The sequence below is a fragment of the Fulvivirga marina genome (assembly GCF_016775155.1).
GTDB lineage: Bacteria > Bacteroidota > Bacteroidia > Cytophagales > Cyclobacteriaceae > Fulvivirga > Fulvivirga marina.
In genome coordinates this window covers 518,621-541,157 of the sequence record NZ_JAEUGD010000042.1, presented here as the reverse complement: position 1 = coordinate 541,157, position 22,537 = coordinate 518,621, and the positions used below count along the sequence as shown (strand labels likewise).

Sequence of the window (22,537 nt, the reverse complement as noted above, 5' to 3'; positions counted from 1 at the left end):
TAATACAGAATCTCTAAATGAAAAAAGCTTTAATAACAGGCATAACCGGCCAAGATGGCTCCTATCTCAGCGAATTTCTCCTAAAGAAAGGGTATGAAGTCCATGGCATTAAAAGGCGAAGCTCATCATTGAATACAGAACGTATCGATCACCTTTACCAAGACCCTCATGAACCGAACAGACATCTCATTTTGCACTATGGAGACCTGATAGACTCTATGAGCCTTACATCGCTCATACAAAAGATACAGCCTGACGAGATTTATAATTTAGGGGCGATGTCACATGTCAAGGTAAGTTTTGAAATTCCAGAATATACCGCGAATGTTAATGGTATGGGGGCGCTGAGAATACTGGAAGCTATTAAATTACTAGGCCTGCATAAGAAGACAAAATTTTGCCAAGCTTCTACTTCAGAACTTTATGGAAAGGTACAGGAAGTACCTCAAAACGAAGATACCTGCTTTTACCCTCGATCACCATATGGAGTAGCCAAGCTTTTCGCCTACTGGACCACTGTTAATTATAGAGAGGCTTATAATATTTTTGCAGCCAATGGCATCATGTTTAATCATGAATCTCCTCATCGTGGAGAAACCTTTGTAACCAGAAAAATAACAAAAGCAGCTAGTAAAATGGCTATGGGAGACTCTGAAATACTATACCTTGGCAACCTTGAAGCCAAAAGAGACTGGGGGCATGCTAAGGACTATATGAGAGCGTTGTGGCTCATTATACAACAGAAGAAACCGGACGACTACGTGATAGCAACGGGAATCACTACCACTGTCAGGGAGTTTGTAATTAAAACCTTTGATCTTCTGGGTGTGGAACTGGAATTTTCAGGCACAGGTATTGATGAAATGGGTGTTGTAAAAAATGTAACTAACCCTAAATATAAATTCACAAAAGGCCAGATTGTAATCAAGATCGACCCAGAGTACTTCAGGCCAGCCGAGGTTGACGAACTTTTGGGTGATGCCGGTAAAGCCAGAAAGCATTTGAAGTGGCAACCCGAATATTCATTGGACGCCATTATAAAGGAAATGCTGGAAAGTGATCTTAAAACCACAATGCCACCGAATATACATTGAACAAGCAAGACAAAATATATGTAGCCGGACATGCCGGCATGGTTGGATCAGCCATTGTGAGAAGACTGGAATTGGAGGGCTTTACCTCTATTGTCAAAAGAACTTCTTCGGAACTAGACCTTCGCAACCAGAAAGCGGTATGCGATTTCTTCACCGATGAGCGTCCTGATTATGTTTTTCTGGCCGCAGCCAAGGTCGGGGGAATATTAGCCAACAACATGTATAAGGCAGATTTTATCTATGATAACCTTGCTATTCAGACTAATGTAATACATCAAAGCTATAAGAGCGGAGTCAATAAGTTGCTTTTTCTTGGTTCTTCTTGTGTCTATCCCAAACATGCGTCTCAGCCCCTGAAAGAGGAGTACTTACTTACAGGTGAGTTGGAACCTACCAATGAACCTTACGCTATTGCAAAAATTGCCGGAATAAAGATGTGTGATACTTACAGAGCACAGTATGGCTGCGATTTTATATCCGTAATGCCACCTAACCTTTATGGTCCCAATGATAATTTTGACTTGAACAATTCCCATGTACTAGCGGCTTTAATGCGCAAATTTCATGAGGCCAGACTTTCCGGCGCACCTGCAGTAGAGCTATGGGGAACGGGTAAGCCTATGAGAGAATTTATGCATGTGGATGACCTGGCAAGGGCATGTATTTTCCTCATGACCAATTATTCGGAAAGTGGGTTTATCAATGTGGGTACCGGAAAAGAAATATCAATCCTTGATTTGGCTTTATTAATAAAGAAAGTCGTAGGGTATGACGGGGAAATATGGTTTGACCATACCAAACCTGATGGTACGCCACGGAAGATCATGGACACTTCCAGAGTTAAGGCATTAGGCTATCATGCAAAAATTGGATTGACTGAAGGTATTGCAAACATGTACCAGCAAACCTTCAAAGACTAAGAATTACTCTCTATCTCTTCATATAATTCCCCAAAATTAAGCATATGCAAAACATGCTGTGCCAGCAAAGCAGGATGTATAAAAGCATCTACATGCCTGCCCAAGAGCATAGCATACCTTCCTGAGTATCTCATGACTGTATCTTCACCCATATGCGATATTTTATACTCTGGAAGTATCTCAATGAAACCTGCCGCCAGAGAAGTGGGGATTAACATGTTGGAGCCGTGTACACCAACCACGATATGACTTTTCGCATAGATTTCACACCATTCTCTTTCAATAGCTACTGAAATATTATCTACTCTTCGATCCTTTGCCAGCCGACCGAAAGAACCATTACTACCTAATCCGGTTATAACAAAACTGATCTCATAACTAGATGCTTTGATTCTTCTGATTGCTTGCTTCACCAACTTATTCTGCCTCCAAACCAACAGTCTACGAAAATATCGCTGCCATTTGAATTTGATGAGGACACGGTTTAGAAACTCTTCCATACGGTTAGCATGCCAAAAACGGTCTTCACGAAGCACAAAAGTAACTTGAGGCTTCAGGTCATTAAATTGCTTCAGCTCAAACTTTTCAACCTTTAGAAATTTATAGTCATCTACCTTATCCGTATCTAAAAATACAGGAGCTACTGCCACATAAAAATGAGAAAACCTAGCCATTTCCTTCTTAACCAGATCATCCAGGTTGGCGATATACTTCTCCATCTCCTTAAATCTCACATCAACTAACCATACCTCAGCTACTCCTTCTGGAATAAGCCACTGCATTTTTCTAGGGATTAAAACTATGACGGATTTTTCAGGGTATTTCTCCAGAAGACGCTGGGCATTCCAAAGCTTAGCGTACACATGACCAAAGCAGTCATCCAGGCAATTCAGCAGAATAGCTTCTCCGAATTCTTTAAACTGCTTTATTTCAATTGCAGGCCGTATGATAATATTTCGTGTAACAGCATGTATTAAAGGTTTAGCCAGCCATACCTCTGCTCTCTTATTATAATTACTCTTTAGCCCGTCTTTAGAAAAAGCTATTGGAAACAATGCATCGTGTGAAATGGGTAAGGTTTGATAAAATATGGTGTTACAATTTGGGCAAATGCAATCCCAAAGCACATGGATTCCCTCAAATAAATACCCATGAACATCAACAGCCTGAGATTGACAGTTAACGCACCGAACGGATACTTCTGGTTTAGGCATTATTTCTATCAGATCCGTTTTTACCATTTTCTGATGCCCCATTTATCAAGGTAATACAAGGTAAGGGTTTTAAACCGTTTCACCCTGGGTTGCCAACGCTCCATTAGTTTATATTTCAGTTTTGGATTGAAGAATAGAGCAGCATAGGAAAGGTTAGAATGCGTAAGTATTGCCGATGTACATAGCGACAAGGAATAACAATCTAGCAAAGCATCAAGCCCCAACTGATATCTATCGCTAATTCGTGAATCCGCATGGATAGCCTCACTATCTTCGGACCGTACTACTTCATTGGTAATTAATTTATCTCCATACTTATCACTAAAAAGATCAACAACATACTGCTCATCAGTAGCTAAAAAAAGCTTATCTACCTTTTCTATTTTTTTATCAATCTCTGCGAGGTATTTATCCAGGCCTACCGGAGGTATCTCTCCGGGATGATCCGTACCACGAATGTGCACTCCTAATACATCATACTCTTCAAACCGCTTTTTTGCATTATCTAAAATATTTTTAACCGAAGGCTTATACTTCAACTTTTTAATTACATCATGATGTATGCCACTTAAAAACCCATGACTCCATATTCTAAGTGGGTAAACTTCATTAAACTGATTACTGACCATTTTGGTCTCTCCATTATAATCGGATAAAGGCTGCTCAAAATAGTAATCCCAAAAGTTACTCCCTCCCATATTCTCAGGGTCAGAATATGGATAGCTACTATTTCCAAAATTCACATAATACGGCATTTTAAGACGGCCAGCGAATTTTATTCCATAAATAGCCTGTATAAACAAAGAAAAAAAACCTCTTCCACACCCTGTTTGAGGTCTTCCACAGGGACACCCATTTATAGCGCAACTTATCTCATAGATAGCCCCCCTTTTCTTTAATTGAGACAAGCGCTCTGAATTAATGATACTCCTCTTACTCATTTCTTTTCTTTACAAAAATGTTTTACATAGCGAGTCACCCTGATTGAAGAAATTACTGCTATAAACATTGCCGGGTAAATCAATAAAGCATCCTCCGACATCAACTTCAGCGCCAATAATATAACGGCCGCCATATAGTTAGCGCCGACAATATTAACAATATCACGTAACGTAAATAAAAATGATTTGTAGTACCCCAAATATAATGTAATGGGTAAACCAATGACCAATATGCCTATGATATACCCATAAATCATAGCACTAATAGAATACATAATTCCTATTGAAATCAATGTTATGGTCGTTATTCCTGAAATAACACCATTTAAAAACCATACTCTTTCCTTTCTAAGAATAATATACAGACTATTACTAAGTTGAATGAAGGTTTGAATTAACAATGCTATACCCAGAATTCCCAAGTACTCCCCAACTCCATACCAATTCTCGCCCCAGAGTAAAACCGAAAGTTTGACAGGAAAAAGAATGAAAATAATTGCAGGAATATTAATGACAGCAATTACCAACTTAATAAAACGGACCATTTCAAATTTAATTTCCTGCACTGTTAATGATTTATTAATCACTACAGGATATAAAACTGCATTGATATGACCTCTAACCATATTTACAGGCATGTTCATAAGCATATAAGCCCTATTGTACAACCCCAAACCGGTTTCTCCATAAAGCTTGCCTACCCATAAATTGTCAATAGTTTTTTCCCAGTACTGCACGAAATTCAATACACCAAAGACGCGTACTAAAGATTTTACTTTTTCCCAGACATCTGCCAACCCAGAACTAGAAAAGTTAAAGAACTCTATTTTCACATGTCTTCTGTAAAGGAAATAATAAAGCAATGGATTGAACACCTGAGGCAAAACAAGCGACCAGTATGAAAAGCCGGCGATAGCCATTAATATACTACTCGTTACCTGAAACACGACCAAAATAAGTTCGATTTTAGAAATCAGGACTAGTTGCCCCTCTTTTTTCAGATAAGCTATCATCGCTTTAGGAAATGCATATAAAAAAAGTACCCCTGCATAGGTAAGCCCAACAGGAAACAAAGCCCTTTGCTCAAAAAAAACAGCTATTGGATAAGCCAAAAGTGCCATAATACTTCCAGCAACAAGGCCGATTAACAAATATAGATTTTGAATATTCTGATAAAATTGCTGATCACCCCTTTCCCGTATAACAGACTCACTCACCCCCATATCCGTAAACTGGGCCAAAAAGCTATAAAAAATGGTAACCATGGCAATTACACCAAACTCCTCAGGTAGCAGCAGCCTGGAAATAATCACTGAACTTAGAAAAAAAATAAGTTCACCAAAATACTTGTATACACCTACACCGAAAAGTTGTTTTAGCAGAAACCTCTGAAAGTTCATGGGCAACTAAATACATCGTTCAAAAACCACCTTTTCCGATACCATTGCCCCCAAGTTTTTTTTGAAGGCAAAAACACCATCTTCTATGGATGTCCCAAGGTCAAGAATCTGATAATTCTCGTATTGAGCATACATATGAATTCCTTCAAGTAAAGGAACTACAGGACTATGTTTTCTAAAGTTCAGATCATCTCCATGATAAAAATCATACAGAATATTCCGATTTATTTTTATACAAACAGATGATGCTATCATTTGCCCCTGATAAAAAAGCCCAAATATGAAATAGTTATCTGGAAATTTCAAAATTGTTTGCTCAAGCTCCTTATAAGTCATACTAACTTTATAGCCCTTATCATCCCGACAATTGCGAATAAGGTCATAGGCTGATGGCAGAGAAGTTATATCAAGTCTCCTGAAATCAAAGCCTAACTTTTTACCCCTATTTAAATACCTTCTTTCTTCCGACTTAACCAGACTAAAAAAATTCCTTTGAGGGTTCACTGGCAGATATTGATTAGGGTATATCTCAGTAGTTCTAAAATCAAATTTACTGAGTACTCCATCTATAGTTTTAAACTGATTGATATTATATATTTCAGGAAATGAAATAATCTGTACCTTCTCAAAGCCCTTGACCTTAAGCTTATGCAACATTTGATCCACGAAATACGATAACTGATCCTCCGTAATTCCCTCACCCAGCTCAAAGCTTCCAAATGAACTTTTCAAAAGGCTGACAGCCATACTTCCCCGCTTTGAAAAACAAATTCTTCCCTCCACCTGACCTTCCTTATTTTCAAGGCTCCAGCAAAAATTGGTTAGCTCATCCGAGTACTGAACAAAATCATGAGAATGAAAAAAAAAGGAATTGTCCTGTAAAGGAGTAAAGACATTATGCTCCTGATAAACCCCTAACTCCATTTCATACGATTTTATAATTCAAGTGCTTTGAAATCATCATAATCACGGACATACCCTTCTTCATTATACTCGTTAGAAGCCAATACCATTAATATGGTACCTGTATCGCAGCTCATCTTCAACCAGTGCTGTTTCGGAAAGTACAATGCCTTGGATGGGTCACTCAAAGAAAATGAATACTTATCTCCCTTGGTATTTTCCAGATAAACCTGGACATGCCCCTGCAAGCAAACCAGCACCTGCTCAGCATTCAAATGGGCATGACCACCACGTTCGGTTTCTTCCTGAATATCGTAAATCCAAAAAACTCTTTTTACCCCAAAAGGAATGTTTTCTCCTTCAATAAAACTTAGCCTGCCGCCTTTCGCTTCTGTTTCGGGCAACTCTATAATACGCGGCAATTCCCTCCTCTTAATAATTAATTCCTATTTTTTTAAAAATAAAATGCATTAACCAGGCTGGACCTATCATCAAAAACTGAACGTCTTTAAAAAAGGATGGTTTCTTGCCTTCAACCTTATGACCATAAAACTGACCAATCCAGGCCAACACAAAAATAACTACGGCAATAAGCCATAAAGGGGCAAAACCAGACTGATCCAAATTTTTGGCTGCAAAAAGGCAAAGCACTGAAAACAGCATCATACCAACTGCCAAAGGTATAGAAAGTGTAATGTAATATGCCAGCACAACTACTAATGTTACGGTAGCCCAATTAACATATGGATTACCAGCATTACCCAGCAATTGCTCTAAAGGTCCATGAGGAATAGACCATATCAAAGCAACAACACTAAAAAAAATAAGTGGCACACAAATCCAATGGATAGTTTTATTGGTAGAGTTCTGATGACTCTCACCATACTCATTGAGTAGTTGGTCTATTTTTCTCATAGCATTTCAATTTACAATTCACTACCTGTTGTTTTACAACTCCAGAATCATCAGTACTGGATGTAGTCAGGTCACCTTCTAAATTAACAATTTTTCATAAAAAGTTGCCTCAGGCCTTGGTTCTTACTTTACTCCATGACTTCACCTGCCAGTGTACCTTGCCGGTTGTAAGGTGATTCCCTTCTTCATCATGGATCTTGATTTCACAAATAACCACAACCGCCTCATTGGCTTCTAAAGGCTTATATATCTGATCATTGAGCCAGTCTTCGGTTAAAGTAAAAGTACCATAAGCTCTCATTTTCCCCTGATAGTGGTAATCCATTTCAAGGGTCTTTAATATTATCCTGTATTTTTTTGGATCTAACCTTGAAACCATCAAGAAGCCCGTAGTAAACTCCGACAATGTTGCCAACGCACACGCATGCAGGCCTCTTATATGATTAAAATTTCGTTTTTTATAGGGTAAAGATGTTTTTATATAGTCATCCTTTATTTCTTCTACCTTAAACCCATGAGGTTTATTAAAAGGGATCATCCTTTCCAATCCCATATTTAATAACCACATATAAAACTTCGAAGACTTCGCCCTCTCAACAATTTTCTTTGTATCCATTAATTAATCGAATTAAATCGAAATATAAGGAAATGATCAATAACGACACATTAAAAATATCAACCGCTTATCTTTTATTGCTTACCATAGAACCTAATAAAATCAAAAAACACCTCAATTTACACCCTAACTACATATATTTGAGGATCATTAAATCAAGCTTAAACCAATACCTGAATGTTAAGTTTTTGGGAAAAGCAGACATTTTCTGCTTATGATTATGCCGTTGTGGGAAGTGGGATTGTAGGGCTTTCCACAGCTATTTCCATTAAAGAAAAACAGCCCAACGCCTCTGTTGTAGTTTTTGAAAGTGGTTTATTGCCAACGGGAGCAAGTACCAAAAATGCCGGCTTTGCGTGCTTTGGAAGTATTACGGAGTTACTGGAAGATATCAAGGTGCTGGGTAAAGAACAGGCCCTGACACTAGTGATGGAACGATACCTTGGACTGATAAAGCTTAGAGAGCGTCTGGGGGATGCTAACCTGGACTACCACAATCATGGTGGTTATGAACTCATTCGTGAGCAAGAGCTCTACTGCATAGACGAAATTGAGACTATTAATGACCTACTTAAAGATGTGTTTGATGAGAAGCCCTTCGAAGAAGACAAGTCTTTGGTTAAAACATTTGGTTTCAATGATCAGGTTGTAAAATCGCTGATCTACTCCAGGTATGAAGGGCAAATAGATACCGGAAAAATGATGAAGAGCCTGATCAATATGGCTCAAAAGCTTGAAATAAGGATTTTAACCGGCGCCAGTGTCAGTAAAATTGAGGAAAACAGCAAAGATGTTGATATTCTGGTAGCCGATCAGACTTATGGTCATGTGAAGTTCAAGGCTGGTTCTGTGGCCATCTGCACCAATGCATTTACAAAAAAGCTTATCACTGATATTGACCTTAACCCCGGCAGAGGCATTGTGCTGGTGACCAAGCCCATTGAGAATCTAAAATTTAAAGGTGTTTTTCACTGCGAAAAAGGCTATTACTATTTTAGAAACTATGGAGACAGGGTAATCTTTGGTGGTGGCCGCAATCTGGACTACGAAGCAGAAACCACCACCAGCTTTGATATCAATACGGATATTAAAAAGGAACTTCTTCGTCGACTCGATGAAATAATATTACCAAAAACGCCTTACGAAGTGGACTATTTATGGGCAGGTATTATGGCCTTTGGTCAAAATAAGCAGCCTGTATTAAAACAGCACTCTGACCGCATCTATCTGGGAGTCAGGCTAGGTGGCATGGGCGTAGCCATCGGCAGCCGTATGGGCGAAAAACTTGCGGAAATGATGATCTGAATACGCTAAATCAAAATCTTTTTCTATCTTCGATGCTTTAATTAAAAACTTGCACATGGACAAAACATATAAGCAGCCTTCTTTAATTCTTTCTTTAATACCAATTTTTTTTCTGGTAATACTTCTGGCCTCTAATGTTTATGTCTTCAGTGATAATGCTTCCTACGGCCCAAATCAAATGGCGCTTATTTTCGCTGCTGCTCTTGCAGGTGTAATTTCCATAAAACTCAACTACTCCTGGGAAGACATACTTGATGGCATAGTCAGTAGCATAAGCTCTGCTATGGGCGCAATTCTAATCTTGTTAATGATAGGCTCTCTTGCCGGCACATGGCTGATCAGTGGGGTGGTACCGGCTATGATATACTACGGACTGGAAATCCTTAACCCTACAATTTTTCTGTTTGCTGCATGCATTGTAAGTGCAGTAGTATCCTTGGCAACAGGTAGTTCATGGTCTACATCTGCAACCATAGGTATTGCCTTAATGGGCATAGGCCAGGCGCTGGGCATCCACCAAGGGGTTATTGCCGGTGCGGTAATATCAGGAGCTTACTTTGGAGACAAAATGTCTCCGTTATCAGACACCACAAACCTGGCGCCGGCTATGGCAGGTACTGACCTTTTCACTCACATTCGATATATGGCTTTAACTACCGGGCCATCGATTATCATAACATTAATTATTTTCCTGATCTGGGGTTTTAATATTGAAGGAGATACCGCACTGGGTACCGTTAGCGAAGTTCAGTCAGCCATAGCATCTAAGTTTGAAATTAACCTGTTCCTTTTCATAGTACCCGCCGTAGTCATTTTTCTGATCATTAAAAAAATACCTGCCTTACCAGCACTTTTAATAGGCACCCTTCTGGCGGCCATATTTGCCCTTATCTTTCAGCCTCAAATTGTAATGTCAGTAACAGATGCCAAGACATTTGATCTGGTTTCGGCATACGAGGGCATAGTAAAAGCTATGTTTACAGCCGTTAATATAGAAACAGGTGATAAAATGGTTGACACCTTATTATCATCAAGTGGTATGGAAGGCATGCTTCCTACTGTATGGTTGATCGTTTGTGCAATGATATTTGGTGGAATTATGGAACGTAACGGTATGCTCAAACGGCTTGCTCAGTCTATCATTAAACTAGCCCATTCAACGGGTTCTTTAGTTGCATCTACTGCGGGGACTTGCATCACCTTCAACCTGACTGCTTCCGATCAGTACATTGCTATTGTGGTTCCGGGGCGAATGTTCAGACAGGAGTACGAAGACCGGGGACTTGCCCCGGAGAACCTGAGCAGGACACTGGAAGATTCCGGAACGGTAACTTCGGTACTTATCCCCTGGAATACATGTGGAGCCTATCAGTCTTCCGTACTAGGAGTAGCTACCACGGCCTACCTACCGTACTGTTTCTTTAACATCATGAGTCCGTTTATGACTATTTTGTTCGCTTCCGCTAATATCAAGATCCGTAAGGTTGACCAAACTGAAAAACGAATATAACACATGTATCCGGCTACGATCTCCAGTGAAGAAATTAATGAACTAGAACTTCAGCGTTATGAAGGCAAAGTTCATATTATCACCCAACCAGATCAGGCTGCTAAGGTCATGCAAAAAATTGCCAATGAAAAAGTCGTTGGCTTTGATACTGAAACAAAACCTGCCTTTAAAAAAGGGGAGTATAATCACGTATCACTTATTCAGATTGCAACCTCTACCGAAGTTTTTCTTATCAGGGTGAACCTGACGGGCCTTACCAACGAAATCATTGCATTCCTTTCAAACAAAAAACTAGTAAAGATCGGTGTTGCCCTAAGGGATGATATCAAAGATTTGAGAAAGCTTAGAGATTTCACCCCGGCAGGATTCACAGAACTTAATAAAATTGTTAAGAGTATTGGCATAGAAAGTAACGGCCTGAGAAAGCTCGCTGCAATAATTCTAGGCTTCAGAATTTCAAAAAGTGCTCAGATATCAAATTGGGAAAGTGAAAAATTGAGTGACAAACAGGTCAACTACGCTGCTACCGACGCTTGGGTTTGTATTGAAATGTACCGGGAACTGGAAAGAAAAGGTTACTTATAGTACGTAATCAAAATTGACATTCTATGGAAAAATCCATTATATAGACTAGATTCCCAAAAAGAACTGTGAATTCATTTTAAAATTGTATAACCATTTGATTTTAGCCAGTAAAACAATTTGGTATAAAAATTTGTTCAACAAATAAAAACAAAAATTGAACAAAATTGAAAAACTTAAAAACACTTACACTTCCCTCCACCATAGCCTTAACTGGTTTAGTTATTATTGCCATGATTTACACTGGGCAATCCGCTACTACCACAATAATAGGAGCTTCTATATCCTTCACTCTTCTCTGTTTTCTCGCACTCCGTTCTCTCAAAAGTTGTCAGGAAAATAAACATGAATATATCTCTAAGCTGGAAACAGAAAAAAGCCGCATAGCCAAAATGGCTGAATTTGTGGAAACTATTTCCTTCGGAAACTACAACGCAAACCTCCATCTAAGCGCTGAAAATGACGAGTTACTTCAAAAACTTTTCAAAATGCAGGAAAAACTTCGTACAACCGCAGAAGACGATTTAAGACGAAACTGGGTTAATATGGGACTTGCTAAATTCGTAGAAATATTGCGCAGTGATGGTGACCTGAAAACACTGGCTGATAGCATTATATGTAATCTGGTAAAATACCTAAATGCCAACCAGGGCGGACTCTTCGTAATAGAAGAAGAAGGCGATGAACAATACCTTGAGTTGAAAGCTGCATATGCCTACGACAGAAAAAAGTTTGTAGACAAAAGGATTGCTCCTGGACAAGGACTCACCGGTCAATGCTGGATTGAAGGGGATAAAACATTATTGACCGACATCCCCGATTCTTATATCAACATAACCTCTGGCCTGGGAGAGTCTCTACCTAAGTGCGTTCTGATCGTACCATTGAAGGTCAATGATGTCTCCTATGGTGTAATAGAGCTTGCATCATTTAAAATATTTGAAACTTTCGAAATTGACTTTGTCGAAAAACTAGCAGAAAGCATTGCATCCACCATTTCAAATGCTAAAATTAACACCACCACTAAAAGTTTACTAGAAGCCACCCAACAACAAGCTGAAGAACTGAAATCTCAGGAAGAAGAAATGCGTCAGAATATGGAAGAGCTGCAAGCCACTCAGGAAGAAATGCATCGGGTATCTGCTGAAATGTCGGAGCAACTTAGGGTGATCAACGCTACTATCGCCACAATAGAATTTGACCTGTCAGGCATAATTAAAGATGCTAACGACAACTTCCTGTCTCTAATGGGCTATAACAAAGAAGAAGTTATAGGGAAACATCATAAAATATTTGTGACCACTGAAGAGGTTGAGTCAAACTCATATAAACAATTCTGGAAGGATCTATCTGTCGGACGATCCTTTGACGGAGAGTTTAAAAGGTTGACACGGAAAGGCGAAACCGTATGGATTAAAGGTATGTACAGCCCCATACTTAACAACACCGGAGAGCCTGTAAAAGTGGTAAAGTTTGCTTACGATATTACAAAAGAAAAGGCACAACAGGCTGAAATGGAAAGGCACCTGGAAAAGGTCACGGCTACCCAAGTGGAAATGCAAAGAGTTACAAGCGAAATGTCGGAACAGCTAAGAATTATTAATTCCACTATTGCTACAGTTGAATTTGATCTCTCTGGAATAATCCTGGAAGCCAACAGCAACTTCCTTACACTTATGGGGTATGATAAGGAGGAAATCATCGCACATCACCACAAGATCTTTGTTGATGATAAAGAAAGCAAATCTGATCAATATGCCGAATTCTGGAAAACCCTTACTGAGGGAAAATCTTTTAATGGGGAGTTTAAAAGAGTAACTAAAAGCGGAAAAAACATTTGGATCAAAGGCATGTATAGCCCCGTTAAAAACAATTTAGGACTACCTGTAAAAGTCGTAAAGTTCGCATATGACATTACCCGAGAAAAAGAACAGCAGGAACTTCTGAAGTATCAGGAGGAAGAAATGAGCAGGTTGAAGAAAGAAAACTCCTAATTTCTTCATTTCTCAAAATAACAACGGGTGTCTAGATTTAATCATAGACACCTCGTTTTACTTTGCTAATGCACTAATTTATTATTCAGGACACCCCAAATCTACCTGATGACTTGTGTCCTGCAACAACTGTACTTTCTCTTTAAGCTGGTTAAGCAAGCCAATTCTAACCTCCCCTGTTAGTCTACAATCAGCTTCGAAAACCTGATCTACAATCTTAATCTCAAAATCATTAACAAGTCGCATCACCTCATTCGTTGCATCATAATCATATTTGAGATTGATTGTTCGAGTTATCTCTACCTTTTTAATCTTCGCGTTATTCAGGGCCTCTTCTGATGATACCTTGTATGCATTGATCAAGCCACTTACCCCGAGTTTCGTACCTCCAAAGTATCGTACCACTACTACCAGTGTATTAGTTAGTTGCTTGGAATTGATCTGTCCCAATATAGGATCCCCAGCGGAGTGGTTAGGCTCCCCATCATCATTAGCCCTGTAAGTGCTTCTATCTACCCCTAGTACGTAGGCATAACAGTGATGGCGCGCATCATAATATTTTTTCCTTAATTCATCCAGGCAATCCTTTACGTCTTCTTCAGAAGCAACAGGATATGCAAATGCCAGAAATTTACTTCCCTTCTCTTTATAAAGCCCTTCTGATGGCCCTGAAATAGTCAAGTAACTTTCTGCCTTTTCACTCATAGTATAGCTAATATTTCTTGGTAAGATATGAAAATAATGGCCAAAACTGCCAAAACCAACCCCACCTGATTAAGCTTTGAAAACCGTTCCTTAAAAAATGCTGCAGATAACCCTGCTGCAAAAACAATAATCCCCACATTGATCAATGGGTATACAATAGCCCCATCATTGTTAAAAGAAGAAAGGGATGTAATAAGAAAATAAATGGAGAAATAATTGACCACACCAAGTACAGCCCCTCCTCCTAAACTAACTAATGTCAACTTCCTTCTTTTGCTAATTAACAAGAAAATACCCACAATCCCCGCTGACACAAATACAAACATAGGGAAAACAGCAGATTCTCTCTCCGTAATAAAATGATAGCTGGTATAGTTAATCACTGAGTCTATTATACCTCCCAAAGTGAATACAAAAAGCGGAAGAAGCAGATCAAACCCCTTCAATTTCTTTGCATCAACCTTTTTCTCCTTATATGAGCTCATAAAAATCGCTGCAAGCGCCAACACCACCCCTGTATAGTTAAACCAAGTGTACGATCGTGATTCAATATCCAGTAATAATATGCTGAACAGTACAGGTATGATAAGCGACATTTTCGCGGAAATGGATGAAACCGTCATACTGAATTTTTGAGTGGTAATGGCCATCAAATAGAAAGTAGCTACAAAAACCCCTCCGAGTCCCATGGCAATCAGCACCCAGGGTTCATCAATAGTAATATCTTCAAGCACTGCACTATCCCCCAAGAAGATCGCTCCCGTTATAACACATGCCACGTAGTTGAAAACAATCGCCTGAAAAGTATCTATCTTAAATGTTGAAAATAACTTGAAACAGATAAAAATGGTCACATTCATTAAGACACAAAATAATATATCCAGCATATCCTAGAGTTTGAGGGGCGCAAAATAAGATAATTTTCGACGTACTTGTAACCTCCTCATAAAATTTGAGTCTAAATTGATGCAACCCTGACAAGGAACTTCGGTCTTTAGATAAAAATATATTTACAATGACAAAGGCAAAAACTCTATTACTCATCCTTTTTTCTCTTTCAACCATTTCATTGCTGGCTCAGCAATCCGAAATAAGAGAGGTTTCATCCTTTAAAGAACTGTCACTAAGTACGGCTGGCAAGGTTCATTTAACCCAAGGTTCTACACAAAAAGTTGAGCTCAAAGGATCTAAAGATGTATTGGATAATACCGAAACTGAAGTTCGTGGTGGACGACTGATTATCAAAAGGAAAAACTCCAGTTGGTTTGGCGGATCTAACGGTGACCTGGAAATTCTCATCACCATGACTCAGGTTGAAGAATTGAACGTTTCAAGCTCTGGAAAAATATATGGAGAAAATATGATAAAAACTGATGACCTAGAAGTTAGCGTTAGCGGATCAGGAAGTGTCGAACTAAATACCATGGCTAATGATCTAGATCTGTCGATCTCCGGTTCTGGAAAAATTTTACTGGAAGGCACCGCAAAAGATGTGGATATCTCCATTAGTGGATCAGGAAGTCTAAAGGCAGAAGAGTTAAAGTCTGATTCATATAAAATAAAAATATCTGGTTCCGGAAGCTGCAAGGTATATGCAGAAAAATCCATTGATGCATCTATCAGTGGAAGCGGTAGCGTGTATTACAAAGGAAACCCAGAAAATGTCAACAGCCGCTCGTCAGGAAGTGGCAGGATACGAAAAATTTAACTTTTCATAAGGTCAGTAACTCAAGGTATCAGGAGGGGGCTATGAAGATGGCTCCCTCTTTTTATGCAACAACAAACCCTGCACAATTGTAAACTGAGCCAAAATATAAGTCAGCATAATCCAAAAACCTGCTATAGGGAGCGGCTCCATAAACTTATTTATAGCAAGTATAGAATCAGACATCATGAATAGGACCGCTCCTAAAAACACCAAACCAAAACTTGTTTGAGAGGTGAAACCAAAGCGATTAAGCGCAAAAATAGTCATAGCCACTATAATACTGGCATAGATAATTACAGGAATAGTTAATTCTCCCAGCTTTGGCAATAACACATAAACGAGGCCACATCCGGCCAAAACCAGGATAAACACATAGCGTATTTTCTGCGTGGGTAGCAAACCATTCTCTTCTTCCTCCCACCGTGCCTTTTTGTAAGTGAAAATATAGATCACATGAGCAAGAAGAAAAGATCCAAGACCCATCATAAAATACAGTTCTCCCCTATCTTGAAACATAAGAACCACATCCCCAGCCCACGAAAACAGTAATGCAAGAAGTCCGAAATTGAGAAGTGACTTTTTTTCCACGCTGGAAACTGAGAAGTAGACCATCAGCAGTGGCATCAAAAAAGGCTTGGTGTAAAATGACAGGTCGGCATTTTCTATAATGTGAGCAGCAAGGTTTCCTACAGCAGCTATAACAAATAGGGTCAGGGTTATTTTCTTCACTTGAGTCGGTTAGTTTATTCGTTGTTTTCTTATCAATTTAACCAATAGAAACAAAAACGCAATAATCGCGAAAAATCCACCGATCCAAAAAGTAATCATAAAATTCTCGGTCTTGTTGGCGTAAACCCAACCTGAGAGTAATGCTCCCATCATTATCCCAAACTCCAGAGCGATAAAAACAGTAGCCATCGCCTTTCCCCGGTTTTCGTCTTTACAAAGGTCTGCCGTCCATGCAAAGATGGTTGGAGAATTCATACCCGTGCCTAATCCAAAAAGAACAGCCCCGGTGAGTAATACAGAAGTATTATCCGCAATGCCTACTACAAACATTCCGGCTGCATAAAGCAGTGCTGCTACCAGCAAAACGCGCTCTCTACCATGCCTGTCAGACACTTTTCCTGCTATGACTCGGACCACAACGGAAGCTACGGTAAAGACAGCAAAGAATAATCCCTTGTTTACAATTCCCAGGTATTCACTAAAATCAGGAATGATGGTGAGCACAATTCCCAAGGAAAAAACAGTGAAAAACATCACAATACAAGGGTCTATCACACTTCTATCAATTACTTCACTACTTTTGATCTTGAGGTGCGACAACTTAAGACGCTGTGGGTTTGGAAGTGTTTCTTTCATCCCAATAAGTATTAGGATAGACAAAATAGCCAGTGCTGATGATGTATAAAACAGTACGTCAATAGAAAAGTATACCTTAATCAAGCTACCAATCCCGAGACCAGTCGCCATACCAAAAGTGCCAAACATACCAGACACCCCCATAGCTTCACCCCTGCGGTTAAGCGGCACTATATCTGCAACATATGCAACAGTTCCTGTTGGCTTAAAACCTGTTGAAAAACCATGCACCAATCGCAAAACAAAAAAGCCAATCACTGTAGTGATCATTGGGTAAATAAAGCCAAGTAGAAAGCACACCAAAGCACCCAAGATCATCACAGGTATACGCCCTATATTATCTGTAAACTTTCCGCTAAAAGGGCGAGAAATAAGAGCCGTAAGTGTAAAAAGTGAAATAATCAGTCCCTTATATTCCTCTCCTCCCAAGTTGGTGAGAAAATCAGGAAGTTCCGGGATAATAATATTGAAACTTGCAAAAAAGAGAAACGAACTGGCACATAAAAGCCAGAATTGTAAGGTATAGGTCCGTTCTTTTGGAGAGTTAACTGCTTGTGCCTGCATGATGCCAGCAAAGCTAACCTAAAAATCAGGATTAGAGGGTAATATTCTGATTTCTAAATCATTTATTATTATCATCATCTAAAAAACCTTCCCAAAATAGTGTGTGTAAAAAAACTCAAAGCCATCCTCAAAGACTTGAGAACGGCCTTGAAAAGACTATTAAATTATTACTTATTCTTCTCTTTTTGCTGCCCTAGCAAAAAGGCTTTGATGTAATCATCAAGATCTCCATCCAGTACATTCTGGACATCCGTTCTTTCAACGCCTGTCCTGGCATCCTTAATCAGTTTGTATGGATGAAGCACATAATTCCTGATCTGCGAACCAAAATCAATTTTCATCTTTGAGCTTTCAACCTTATCACGCTCTGCATTTCGCTTTTCGATCTCCATTTGGTATAAACGTGACTTTAGCATTTTCATTGCACGCTCCCGGTTGGCCAACTGAGAACGTTCCACCTGACAAACGATAACAATGCCTGTCGGCTTATGCGTAATCTGCACTTTGGTCTCGACCTTGTTCACGTTCTGTCCTCCTGCACCACCTGACCTTGAAGTATGAAACTCAATATCAGCGGGATTGATATCAATCTCAATCTCATCATCCACGATCGGGTATACGTATACAGAAGCAAATGAAGTATGACGTCTTCCACCTGAGTCAAAAGGAGAAATACGTACCAAACGGTGAACGCCAATTTCTGCTTTCAGATTTCCATAAGCAAACTCCCCATCAAATTCAAGAGTGGCAGATTTTATACCTGCCGTATCACCTGGTTGGTAGTTAACTTGCTTCACATTGTACCCATGAGATTCACCCCACATGATGTACATCCTGTTAAGGATATCGGCCCAGTCTTGACTTTCAGTTCCTCCTGCGCCGGGGTTGATCTCCAGCATAGCCCCGAGCTGATCTTCCTCACCACTGAGCATTTTCTTAAACTCAAGATCTTCAACAGCTTTCAGAGTTTTCTCATACTCGCTATTCATTTCCTCTTCTTCTACCTCATCAGCTTCATAAAATTCATTTAGTGTCTCCAGATCATCAAGCAGTTGCTTCACTTCAGCAAAGCTGTCTGTCCACATTTTTTTACTCCTGATTTCTTTGAGTACTTTTTCGGCTTCATTGGGATCATCCCAGAAACCAGGTTGAGCTGTCACCAACTCTTCTTCTTTTACTTCTTCTACTTTCTTATCGTAGTCAAAGATACCTCCTCAAGGCCTCTACACGTGCCTTCAAGTCTTTCAACTCGTCTGTGGTCATATCAATTTTTTTTATAAGTGTTGTAAGGGCACAAAGCTAAATGAAAAATCGGGACTTTAGAAGCTTTTACTAAAGTCGATAGGTTATCAAAAAGTGTATCAATCTACATTTCATCAACCTTGAGTCTATACCTGCCTCCAAGCTTCACTTTACGCCTTTTAAAAAGTGAGAGTATAATACCTCCACTAAAAATGGAGCCTCCAATAACCAGAGCAGTTTTCTCTAAACCCGGCTCATCCGCTACGAACGTTTTGTTTATTTGGGCTATAGTTGCAAAGCCTGCTCCTCCACGTGTACTTACCCATGATAAAATATGTAAAAAGCCTCCTTTGCCTCGATCACGAACATCTATATATTCGATCTCATCGATCAATATGACATTGTAATGAAAGCGGATCCGGTCTTCGTACAAACCTTGTATGTATGCTTTATTCCAGTATTTTTCTCCTTTAAGCCTAAAACGGAGCATTTCACCTTCCACAAATACATAGCTGGCTGGGTTACCAGGCTTACCAATTAGTAACTTATTCTGAGCAAAGCCCACAGAGGTCAAAGCAAATGCAATTATAAAAAATAAGGATAGCTTAAAATTCATCGAAATCACAAAAGGTCAAACCAGCAAAAAGTAGATAATAATTAACAGGATGATAATAAAAGGAATCAGAGAAACTCCTCCTTTTTTCGTCAACTGGCCCAGTCTTTCCTCTTCATCATGCGTCGAGGATAAAATATTGTTGATAGATTTCTCTGCTCTTTTCAAATAAAGGTAATTACCTAAAAAGGCCCATAGCATGCCAAATACAAATGATGACACATAAAAAATCGTGGTCTGAACAGATGCACTTACTTTTAACAAGCCATAAATAAACTCCTCTACATAACTTGAGCATATAATAAAGAAAAAAATAATACTACCTTCTATCCATAGTTTGCGATAAAAGAACCAGATAAACCCTATGAAAAAAGGGGCTATATTAAAAGTAAATTTATCACCCGCCACGTAGGCCTTGTATTTCTCTACGTAATAATTGGCTTGGCTTCCGAAATATGCCTGCAGATATCTCTCCTCAGGCATAGTACTTTCGGGCAAGTAACTTTCGTCGATTACATCACTCATTTATAAAAAGCTATTTTATGTGATTTCAAAAAGTAAAACTACGCATTCATCAATGTACCGCAAATACCCCCGGCAATTAACAAGTACACTCCTGACAAAATAAAAAACACCTTAGCACGTTTTGCATGTTTCTTTCTAAAAACAATTCCCAAAATGAGAAAAAGCAGGGGTGGTCCAAACATAATGACCAGGATCATTATCAGTAGACCAAGTAGTGCATCTCCATTTACTTCCAGAAGCATCATATTTCCTGATTTTGAAGTTTTGTTAAGTAATCCCTTTTATCATCCCTGTAAAACAGATTCATAGTTTCAAAAGGTATAATTTTGTTGTCTTTATTCACAATATGCACGCAGGACTTTTTAATTGCCCGAACATCAAAATTATGTGCATCTACAAATTGCATGACAATCACCCTAAACAAGTTATCATACGCCAGAGCAGGCGCATCAATCTTAGGCAGGCAGCAGAGTAAAGAATGGAGATTTTGTGTTGCCATATCTACAGAGTTCCCTGTACTAAATAACTCAATCATTTTATCCTTTAAGTGATCGTCCTGCTCATAAACAATAGTGTTTTTACTATTGTCTAACAGGTCAGCAGGGTTAATATAGCGAGTTAAAGGAAATACCTCTTCTCCCAGTTTTAATGCATACCCCATCACCAATGCGTCAGGGTTACAAGGTACAGGTATGAGATCATCTGACTGAAAAACACGGGTTTGCTCTAAAATTTTTCTTCTCACCTCTGTCAAAGTAATTCTATCGGTCTCCACATCAAAGTTTTCAAGCCTTCCGGCAATTTGGGTTGGCTGAAATGTAACTCCACGGACACATTTCTGCTTCAAGGAAAAATCAATAATTTCACCAACCTCATCATCATTAAGGTGCTTTTGAAGCGTTACCACCAATGTTGTTGAAAGATTGAGTTCATTCAAATGATCCAAAGCCTGCTGTCTGATTTTTAACAAGTCCGCCCCACGCATGGTATGCAGCACCTCCTCTTTGAAGGAGTCAAACTGAAGGTATATCTCAAAATCAGGAGTATACGAGGCCAGCCTCTTAGCAAAATTAAAGTCTCTAGCTATTTCAATACCGTTAGTATTAAGCATCAGGTGCTTAATCGGTAATGTTTTGGCGTAATCCAGAATCTCAAAAAACTGAGGATGTATGGTTGGCTCTCCCCCACTGATCTGTACTACATCAGGTTCCATTTCATTACTCACAACCGCATCAAGCATAGCCTTGATCTCATCTAAAGTTCGATGCCTCCCATAGCCGGGAGCAGAGCCAGCATAGCATGTTGGGCAAGCCAAATTGCATCTGTCCGTTACCTCAACCACCGTAAGGCAAGAGTGCTGCTCATGGTCAGGACATAAGCCACAATCGTATGGACAACCATAATCAGTTTCAGTATTGAATTTATAGGGTGTTTCCGAAGGCTTATTATAGTTTCTTATATTCTTATAGTAAGCAATATCATCAGCTATTAACACTTTAGAATTGCCATGTTCCTTACAGCGCTTAAGCATATAAACATTCCCTTTCTCAAACACGATTTTAGCATCCACCCTTTTCAAACACTCTGGGCAGAGGCTTAACGTGAAATCATAATAAGTATATTTTCTAGTAGGCATGTTTAAACAACTTTATCAGAGTATTGCGGTAGTAGATAAAACATACAACGCATAACCACTGTATGCTACTTAATCCTAAGGTATAAAAGATATTGGGTTTAATAAATTCTATGAAAAACCTGAAACCAAAATATAACAGCATGAACCAGCGAAACAAAATGCCGTTTTCCAGTTCCTCCTTCATCAAACGTCTAAAAAGAACGAAAAGTACGGCCAGGTAAATAATTTCATAAAGGGTCACCGGATGCCGCAGCACTCCATCTCCCAGGTCCATACCCATGAAAAAAGATGTCTCTGTTCCATAGGTAAACTCATTAATACCGGCCAGAAAGCACCCAATCCTTCCTATAAAGATTCCCAGAGTAATAGGCAATACAAAGAGGTCTCCAGAAGATTGTTTTTCCCCAATTATCCATTTAGCTATTTCCACCCCTAGCAAACCTCCAAACAAACCTCCCATTATGGTTTTTACATTCAATAGGTATATAAACCCCGCTATAGAATAATCAAGCACAGGGTTTTCCATAAACCCTATTATGCGTGAGCCTATTAATGCTCCAAAAGTAGCTCCTAAAATAATTGTTAACCGTGTTGAGGTAGAAAGGTGATCCGCCACCTTTCTTCTCAAAAAGAGATAATACCTAAAGGCCACAAAGAAAGCTATGTACTCCAAAATAAGGTGAACATTAATGGGAACTCCGGCAACAACAGGCTCAAATGGAATATTCAAAAGTTTAGTAATTAAATATATAAAGTAGATAGCCTATCCTGGTAAACAAACACTT

24 protein-coding genes are annotated in these 22,537 nt (G+C 39.2%); 7 read left to right on the top strand and 17 right to left on the bottom strand.

From position 1 onward, the window contains the following. The first annotated feature begins 17 nt into the window (after nt 1-17). Both gmd and JMN32_RS12955 read left to right on the top strand, forming a co-directional pair. Complete coding sequence (gmd, locus tag JMN32_RS12960) at nt 18-1,094, top strand: GDP-mannose 4,6-dehydratase (RefSeq protein ID WP_202856749.1); 1,077 nt, start codon at nt 18-20, stop codon at nt 1,092-1,094. Beyond that, nucleotides 1,091-2,014: a GDP-L-fucose synthase family protein gene (locus JMN32_RS12955; protein WP_202856748.1), complete on the top strand. Its 924-nt coding sequence runs from the start codon at nt 1,091-1,093 to the stop codon at nt 2,012-2,014. Before gmd ends, JMN32_RS12955 begins: the two co-directional genes overlap by 4 nt. Here JMN32_RS12955 and JMN32_RS12950 read toward each other — a convergent pair. From JMN32_RS12950 to JMN32_RS12920, 7 genes are all read right to left on the bottom strand, one after another. Next, a complete protein-coding gene (locus JMN32_RS12950; RefSeq protein WP_202856747.1) occupies nt 2,011-3,255 on the bottom strand; it encodes a hypothetical protein in 1,245 nt (414 codons plus the stop codon). The genes JMN32_RS12955 and JMN32_RS12950 overlap by 4 nt on opposite strands. Next, on the bottom strand, nt 3,249-4,169 hold the full coding sequence (locus JMN32_RS12945; protein ID WP_202856746.1) for an O-fucosyltransferase family protein: 921 nt from the start codon (nt 4,167-4,169) through the stop codon (nt 3,249-3,251). Before JMN32_RS12945 ends, JMN32_RS12950 begins: the two co-directional genes overlap by 7 nt. Beyond that, nucleotides 4,166-5,569 carry an oligosaccharide flippase family protein gene (locus JMN32_RS12940; RefSeq protein WP_202856745.1) on the bottom strand — a complete coding sequence of 468 codons (1,404 nt, stop codon included), beginning with the start codon at nt 5,567-5,569 and terminating at the stop codon, nt 4,166-4,168. Before JMN32_RS12940 ends, JMN32_RS12945 begins: the two co-directional genes overlap by 4 nt. Nucleotides 5,570-5,575: 6 nt before the next feature. Then, nucleotides 5,576-6,493 (bottom strand): hypothetical protein, encoded by a 918-nt coding sequence (locus JMN32_RS12935; RefSeq protein WP_202856744.1) that lies wholly within the window; start codon nt 6,491-6,493, stop codon nt 5,576-5,578. Nucleotides 6,494-6,504: 11 nt separating this feature from the next. Further along, nucleotides 6,505-6,894, bottom strand: coding sequence for a sugar 3,4-ketoisomerase (locus JMN32_RS12930; RefSeq protein WP_202856743.1), 390 nt, complete (start codon nt 6,892-6,894; stop codon nt 6,505-6,507). A 10-nt stretch (nt 6,895-6,904) separates the two neighbouring features. Further along, a complete protein-coding gene (locus tag JMN32_RS12925) occupies nt 6,905-7,387 on the bottom strand; it encodes an Mpo1 family 2-hydroxy fatty acid dioxygenase (protein WP_202856742.1) in 483 nt (160 codons plus the stop codon). A gap of 109 nt (nt 7,388-7,496) precedes the next feature. Continuing rightward, nucleotides 7,497-8,003 carry a DUF4442 domain-containing protein gene (locus JMN32_RS12920; RefSeq protein ID WP_202856741.1) on the bottom strand — a complete coding sequence of 169 codons (507 nt, stop codon included), beginning with the start codon at nt 8,001-8,003 and terminating at the stop codon, nt 7,497-7,499. 177 nt (nt 8,004-8,180) lie between these two features. Between JMN32_RS12920 and JMN32_RS12915 the strand changes: the two genes are divergently transcribed. From JMN32_RS12915 to JMN32_RS12900, 4 genes are all read left to right on the top strand, one after another. Beyond that, on the top strand, nt 8,181-9,308 hold the full coding sequence (locus JMN32_RS12915) for an NAD(P)/FAD-dependent oxidoreductase (RefSeq protein WP_202856740.1): 1,128 nt from the start codon (nt 8,181-8,183) through the stop codon (nt 9,306-9,308). A 55-nt stretch (nt 9,309-9,363) separates the two neighbouring features. Then, a complete protein-coding gene (nhaC, locus tag JMN32_RS12910) occupies nt 9,364-10,818 on the top strand; it encodes a Na+/H+ antiporter NhaC (protein ID WP_202856739.1) in 1,455 nt (484 codons plus the stop codon). Between the two features lie 3 nt (nt 10,819-10,821). After that, on the top strand, nt 10,822-11,403 hold the full coding sequence (locus JMN32_RS12905; protein WP_202856738.1) for a 3'-5' exonuclease: 582 nt from the start codon (nt 10,822-10,824) through the stop codon (nt 11,401-11,403). Between the two features lie 164 nt (nt 11,404-11,567). After that, entirely contained in the window at nt 11,568-13,394 is a 1,827-nt protein-coding gene (locus JMN32_RS12900) for a PAS domain S-box protein (RefSeq protein WP_202856737.1), read from the top strand. Between the two features lie 81 nt (nt 13,395-13,475). On the opposite strand, the gene JMN32_RS12895 is transcribed toward JMN32_RS12900, so the two are convergent. After that, entirely contained in the window at nt 13,476-14,099 is a 624-nt protein-coding gene (locus tag JMN32_RS12895; protein WP_202856736.1) for an IMPACT family protein, read from the bottom strand. Continuing rightward, nucleotides 14,096-14,986, bottom strand: coding sequence for a hypothetical protein (locus JMN32_RS12890; RefSeq protein WP_202856735.1), 891 nt, complete (start codon nt 14,984-14,986; stop codon nt 14,096-14,098). Before JMN32_RS12890 ends, JMN32_RS12895 begins: the two co-directional genes overlap by 4 nt. A 128-nt stretch (nt 14,987-15,114) precedes the next feature. Between JMN32_RS12890 and JMN32_RS12885 the strand changes: the two genes are divergently transcribed. Next, nucleotides 15,115-15,807 (top strand): head GIN domain-containing protein, encoded by a 693-nt coding sequence (locus JMN32_RS12885; protein ID WP_202856734.1) that lies wholly within the window; start codon nt 15,115-15,117, stop codon nt 15,805-15,807. 39 nt (nt 15,808-15,846) lie between these two features. Here JMN32_RS12885 and JMN32_RS12880 read toward each other — a convergent pair whose 3' ends face one another. The 8 genes from JMN32_RS12880 to JMN32_RS12845 form a co-directional block, all read right to left on the bottom strand. Next, the gene (locus JMN32_RS12880; RefSeq protein WP_202856733.1) at nt 15,847-16,536 is read right to left on the bottom strand and encodes a lysoplasmalogenase; all 690 of its coding nucleotides are present in this window, start codon (nt 16,534-16,536) and stop codon (nt 15,847-15,849) included. A gap of 9 nt (nt 16,537-16,545) precedes the next feature. Then, on the bottom strand, nt 16,546-17,736 hold the full coding sequence (locus JMN32_RS12875; protein ID WP_202856732.1) for an MFS transporter: 1,191 nt from the start codon (nt 17,734-17,736) through the stop codon (nt 16,546-16,548). Nucleotides 17,737-17,903: 167 nt separating this feature from the next. After that, nucleotides 17,904-18,999, bottom strand: a protein-coding gene (prfB, locus tag JMN32_RS12870; protein ID WP_202856731.1) for a peptide chain release factor 2 whose coding sequence is annotated in 2 segments (ribosomal slippage) — nt 17,904-18,938 and nt 18,940-18,999 — 1,095 coding nt in all. Because the reading frame shifts where the segments join, the coding sequence is not laid out codon by codon here. Between the two features lie 103 nt (nt 19,000-19,102). Further along, nucleotides 19,103-19,594 (bottom strand): hypothetical protein, encoded by a 492-nt coding sequence (locus JMN32_RS12865; RefSeq protein ID WP_202856730.1) that lies wholly within the window; start codon nt 19,592-19,594, stop codon nt 19,103-19,105. A gap of 15 nt (nt 19,595-19,609) precedes the next feature. Further along, nucleotides 19,610-20,116, bottom strand: coding sequence for a DUF2628 domain-containing protein (locus JMN32_RS12860; RefSeq protein ID WP_202856729.1), 507 nt, complete (start codon nt 20,114-20,116; stop codon nt 19,610-19,612). A gap of 38 nt (nt 20,117-20,154) precedes the next feature. Then, nucleotides 20,155-20,361, bottom strand: coding sequence for a hypothetical protein (locus JMN32_RS12855; RefSeq protein WP_202856728.1), 207 nt, complete (start codon nt 20,359-20,361; stop codon nt 20,155-20,157). Next, nucleotides 20,358-21,752, bottom strand: a complete 1,395-nt coding sequence (locus JMN32_RS12850; RefSeq protein ID WP_202856727.1) for a radical SAM protein — start codon at nt 21,750-21,752, stop codon at nt 20,358-20,360. The genes JMN32_RS12855 and JMN32_RS12850 overlap by 4 nt, the downstream gene beginning before the upstream one ends. Further along, nucleotides 21,742-22,482 carry a prolipoprotein diacylglyceryl transferase gene (locus JMN32_RS12845; RefSeq protein ID WP_202856726.1) on the bottom strand — a complete coding sequence of 247 codons (741 nt, stop codon included), beginning with the start codon at nt 22,480-22,482 and terminating at the stop codon, nt 21,742-21,744. Before JMN32_RS12845 ends, JMN32_RS12850 begins: the two co-directional genes overlap by 11 nt. Between the last annotated feature and the right edge of the window lie 55 nt (nt 22,483-22,537).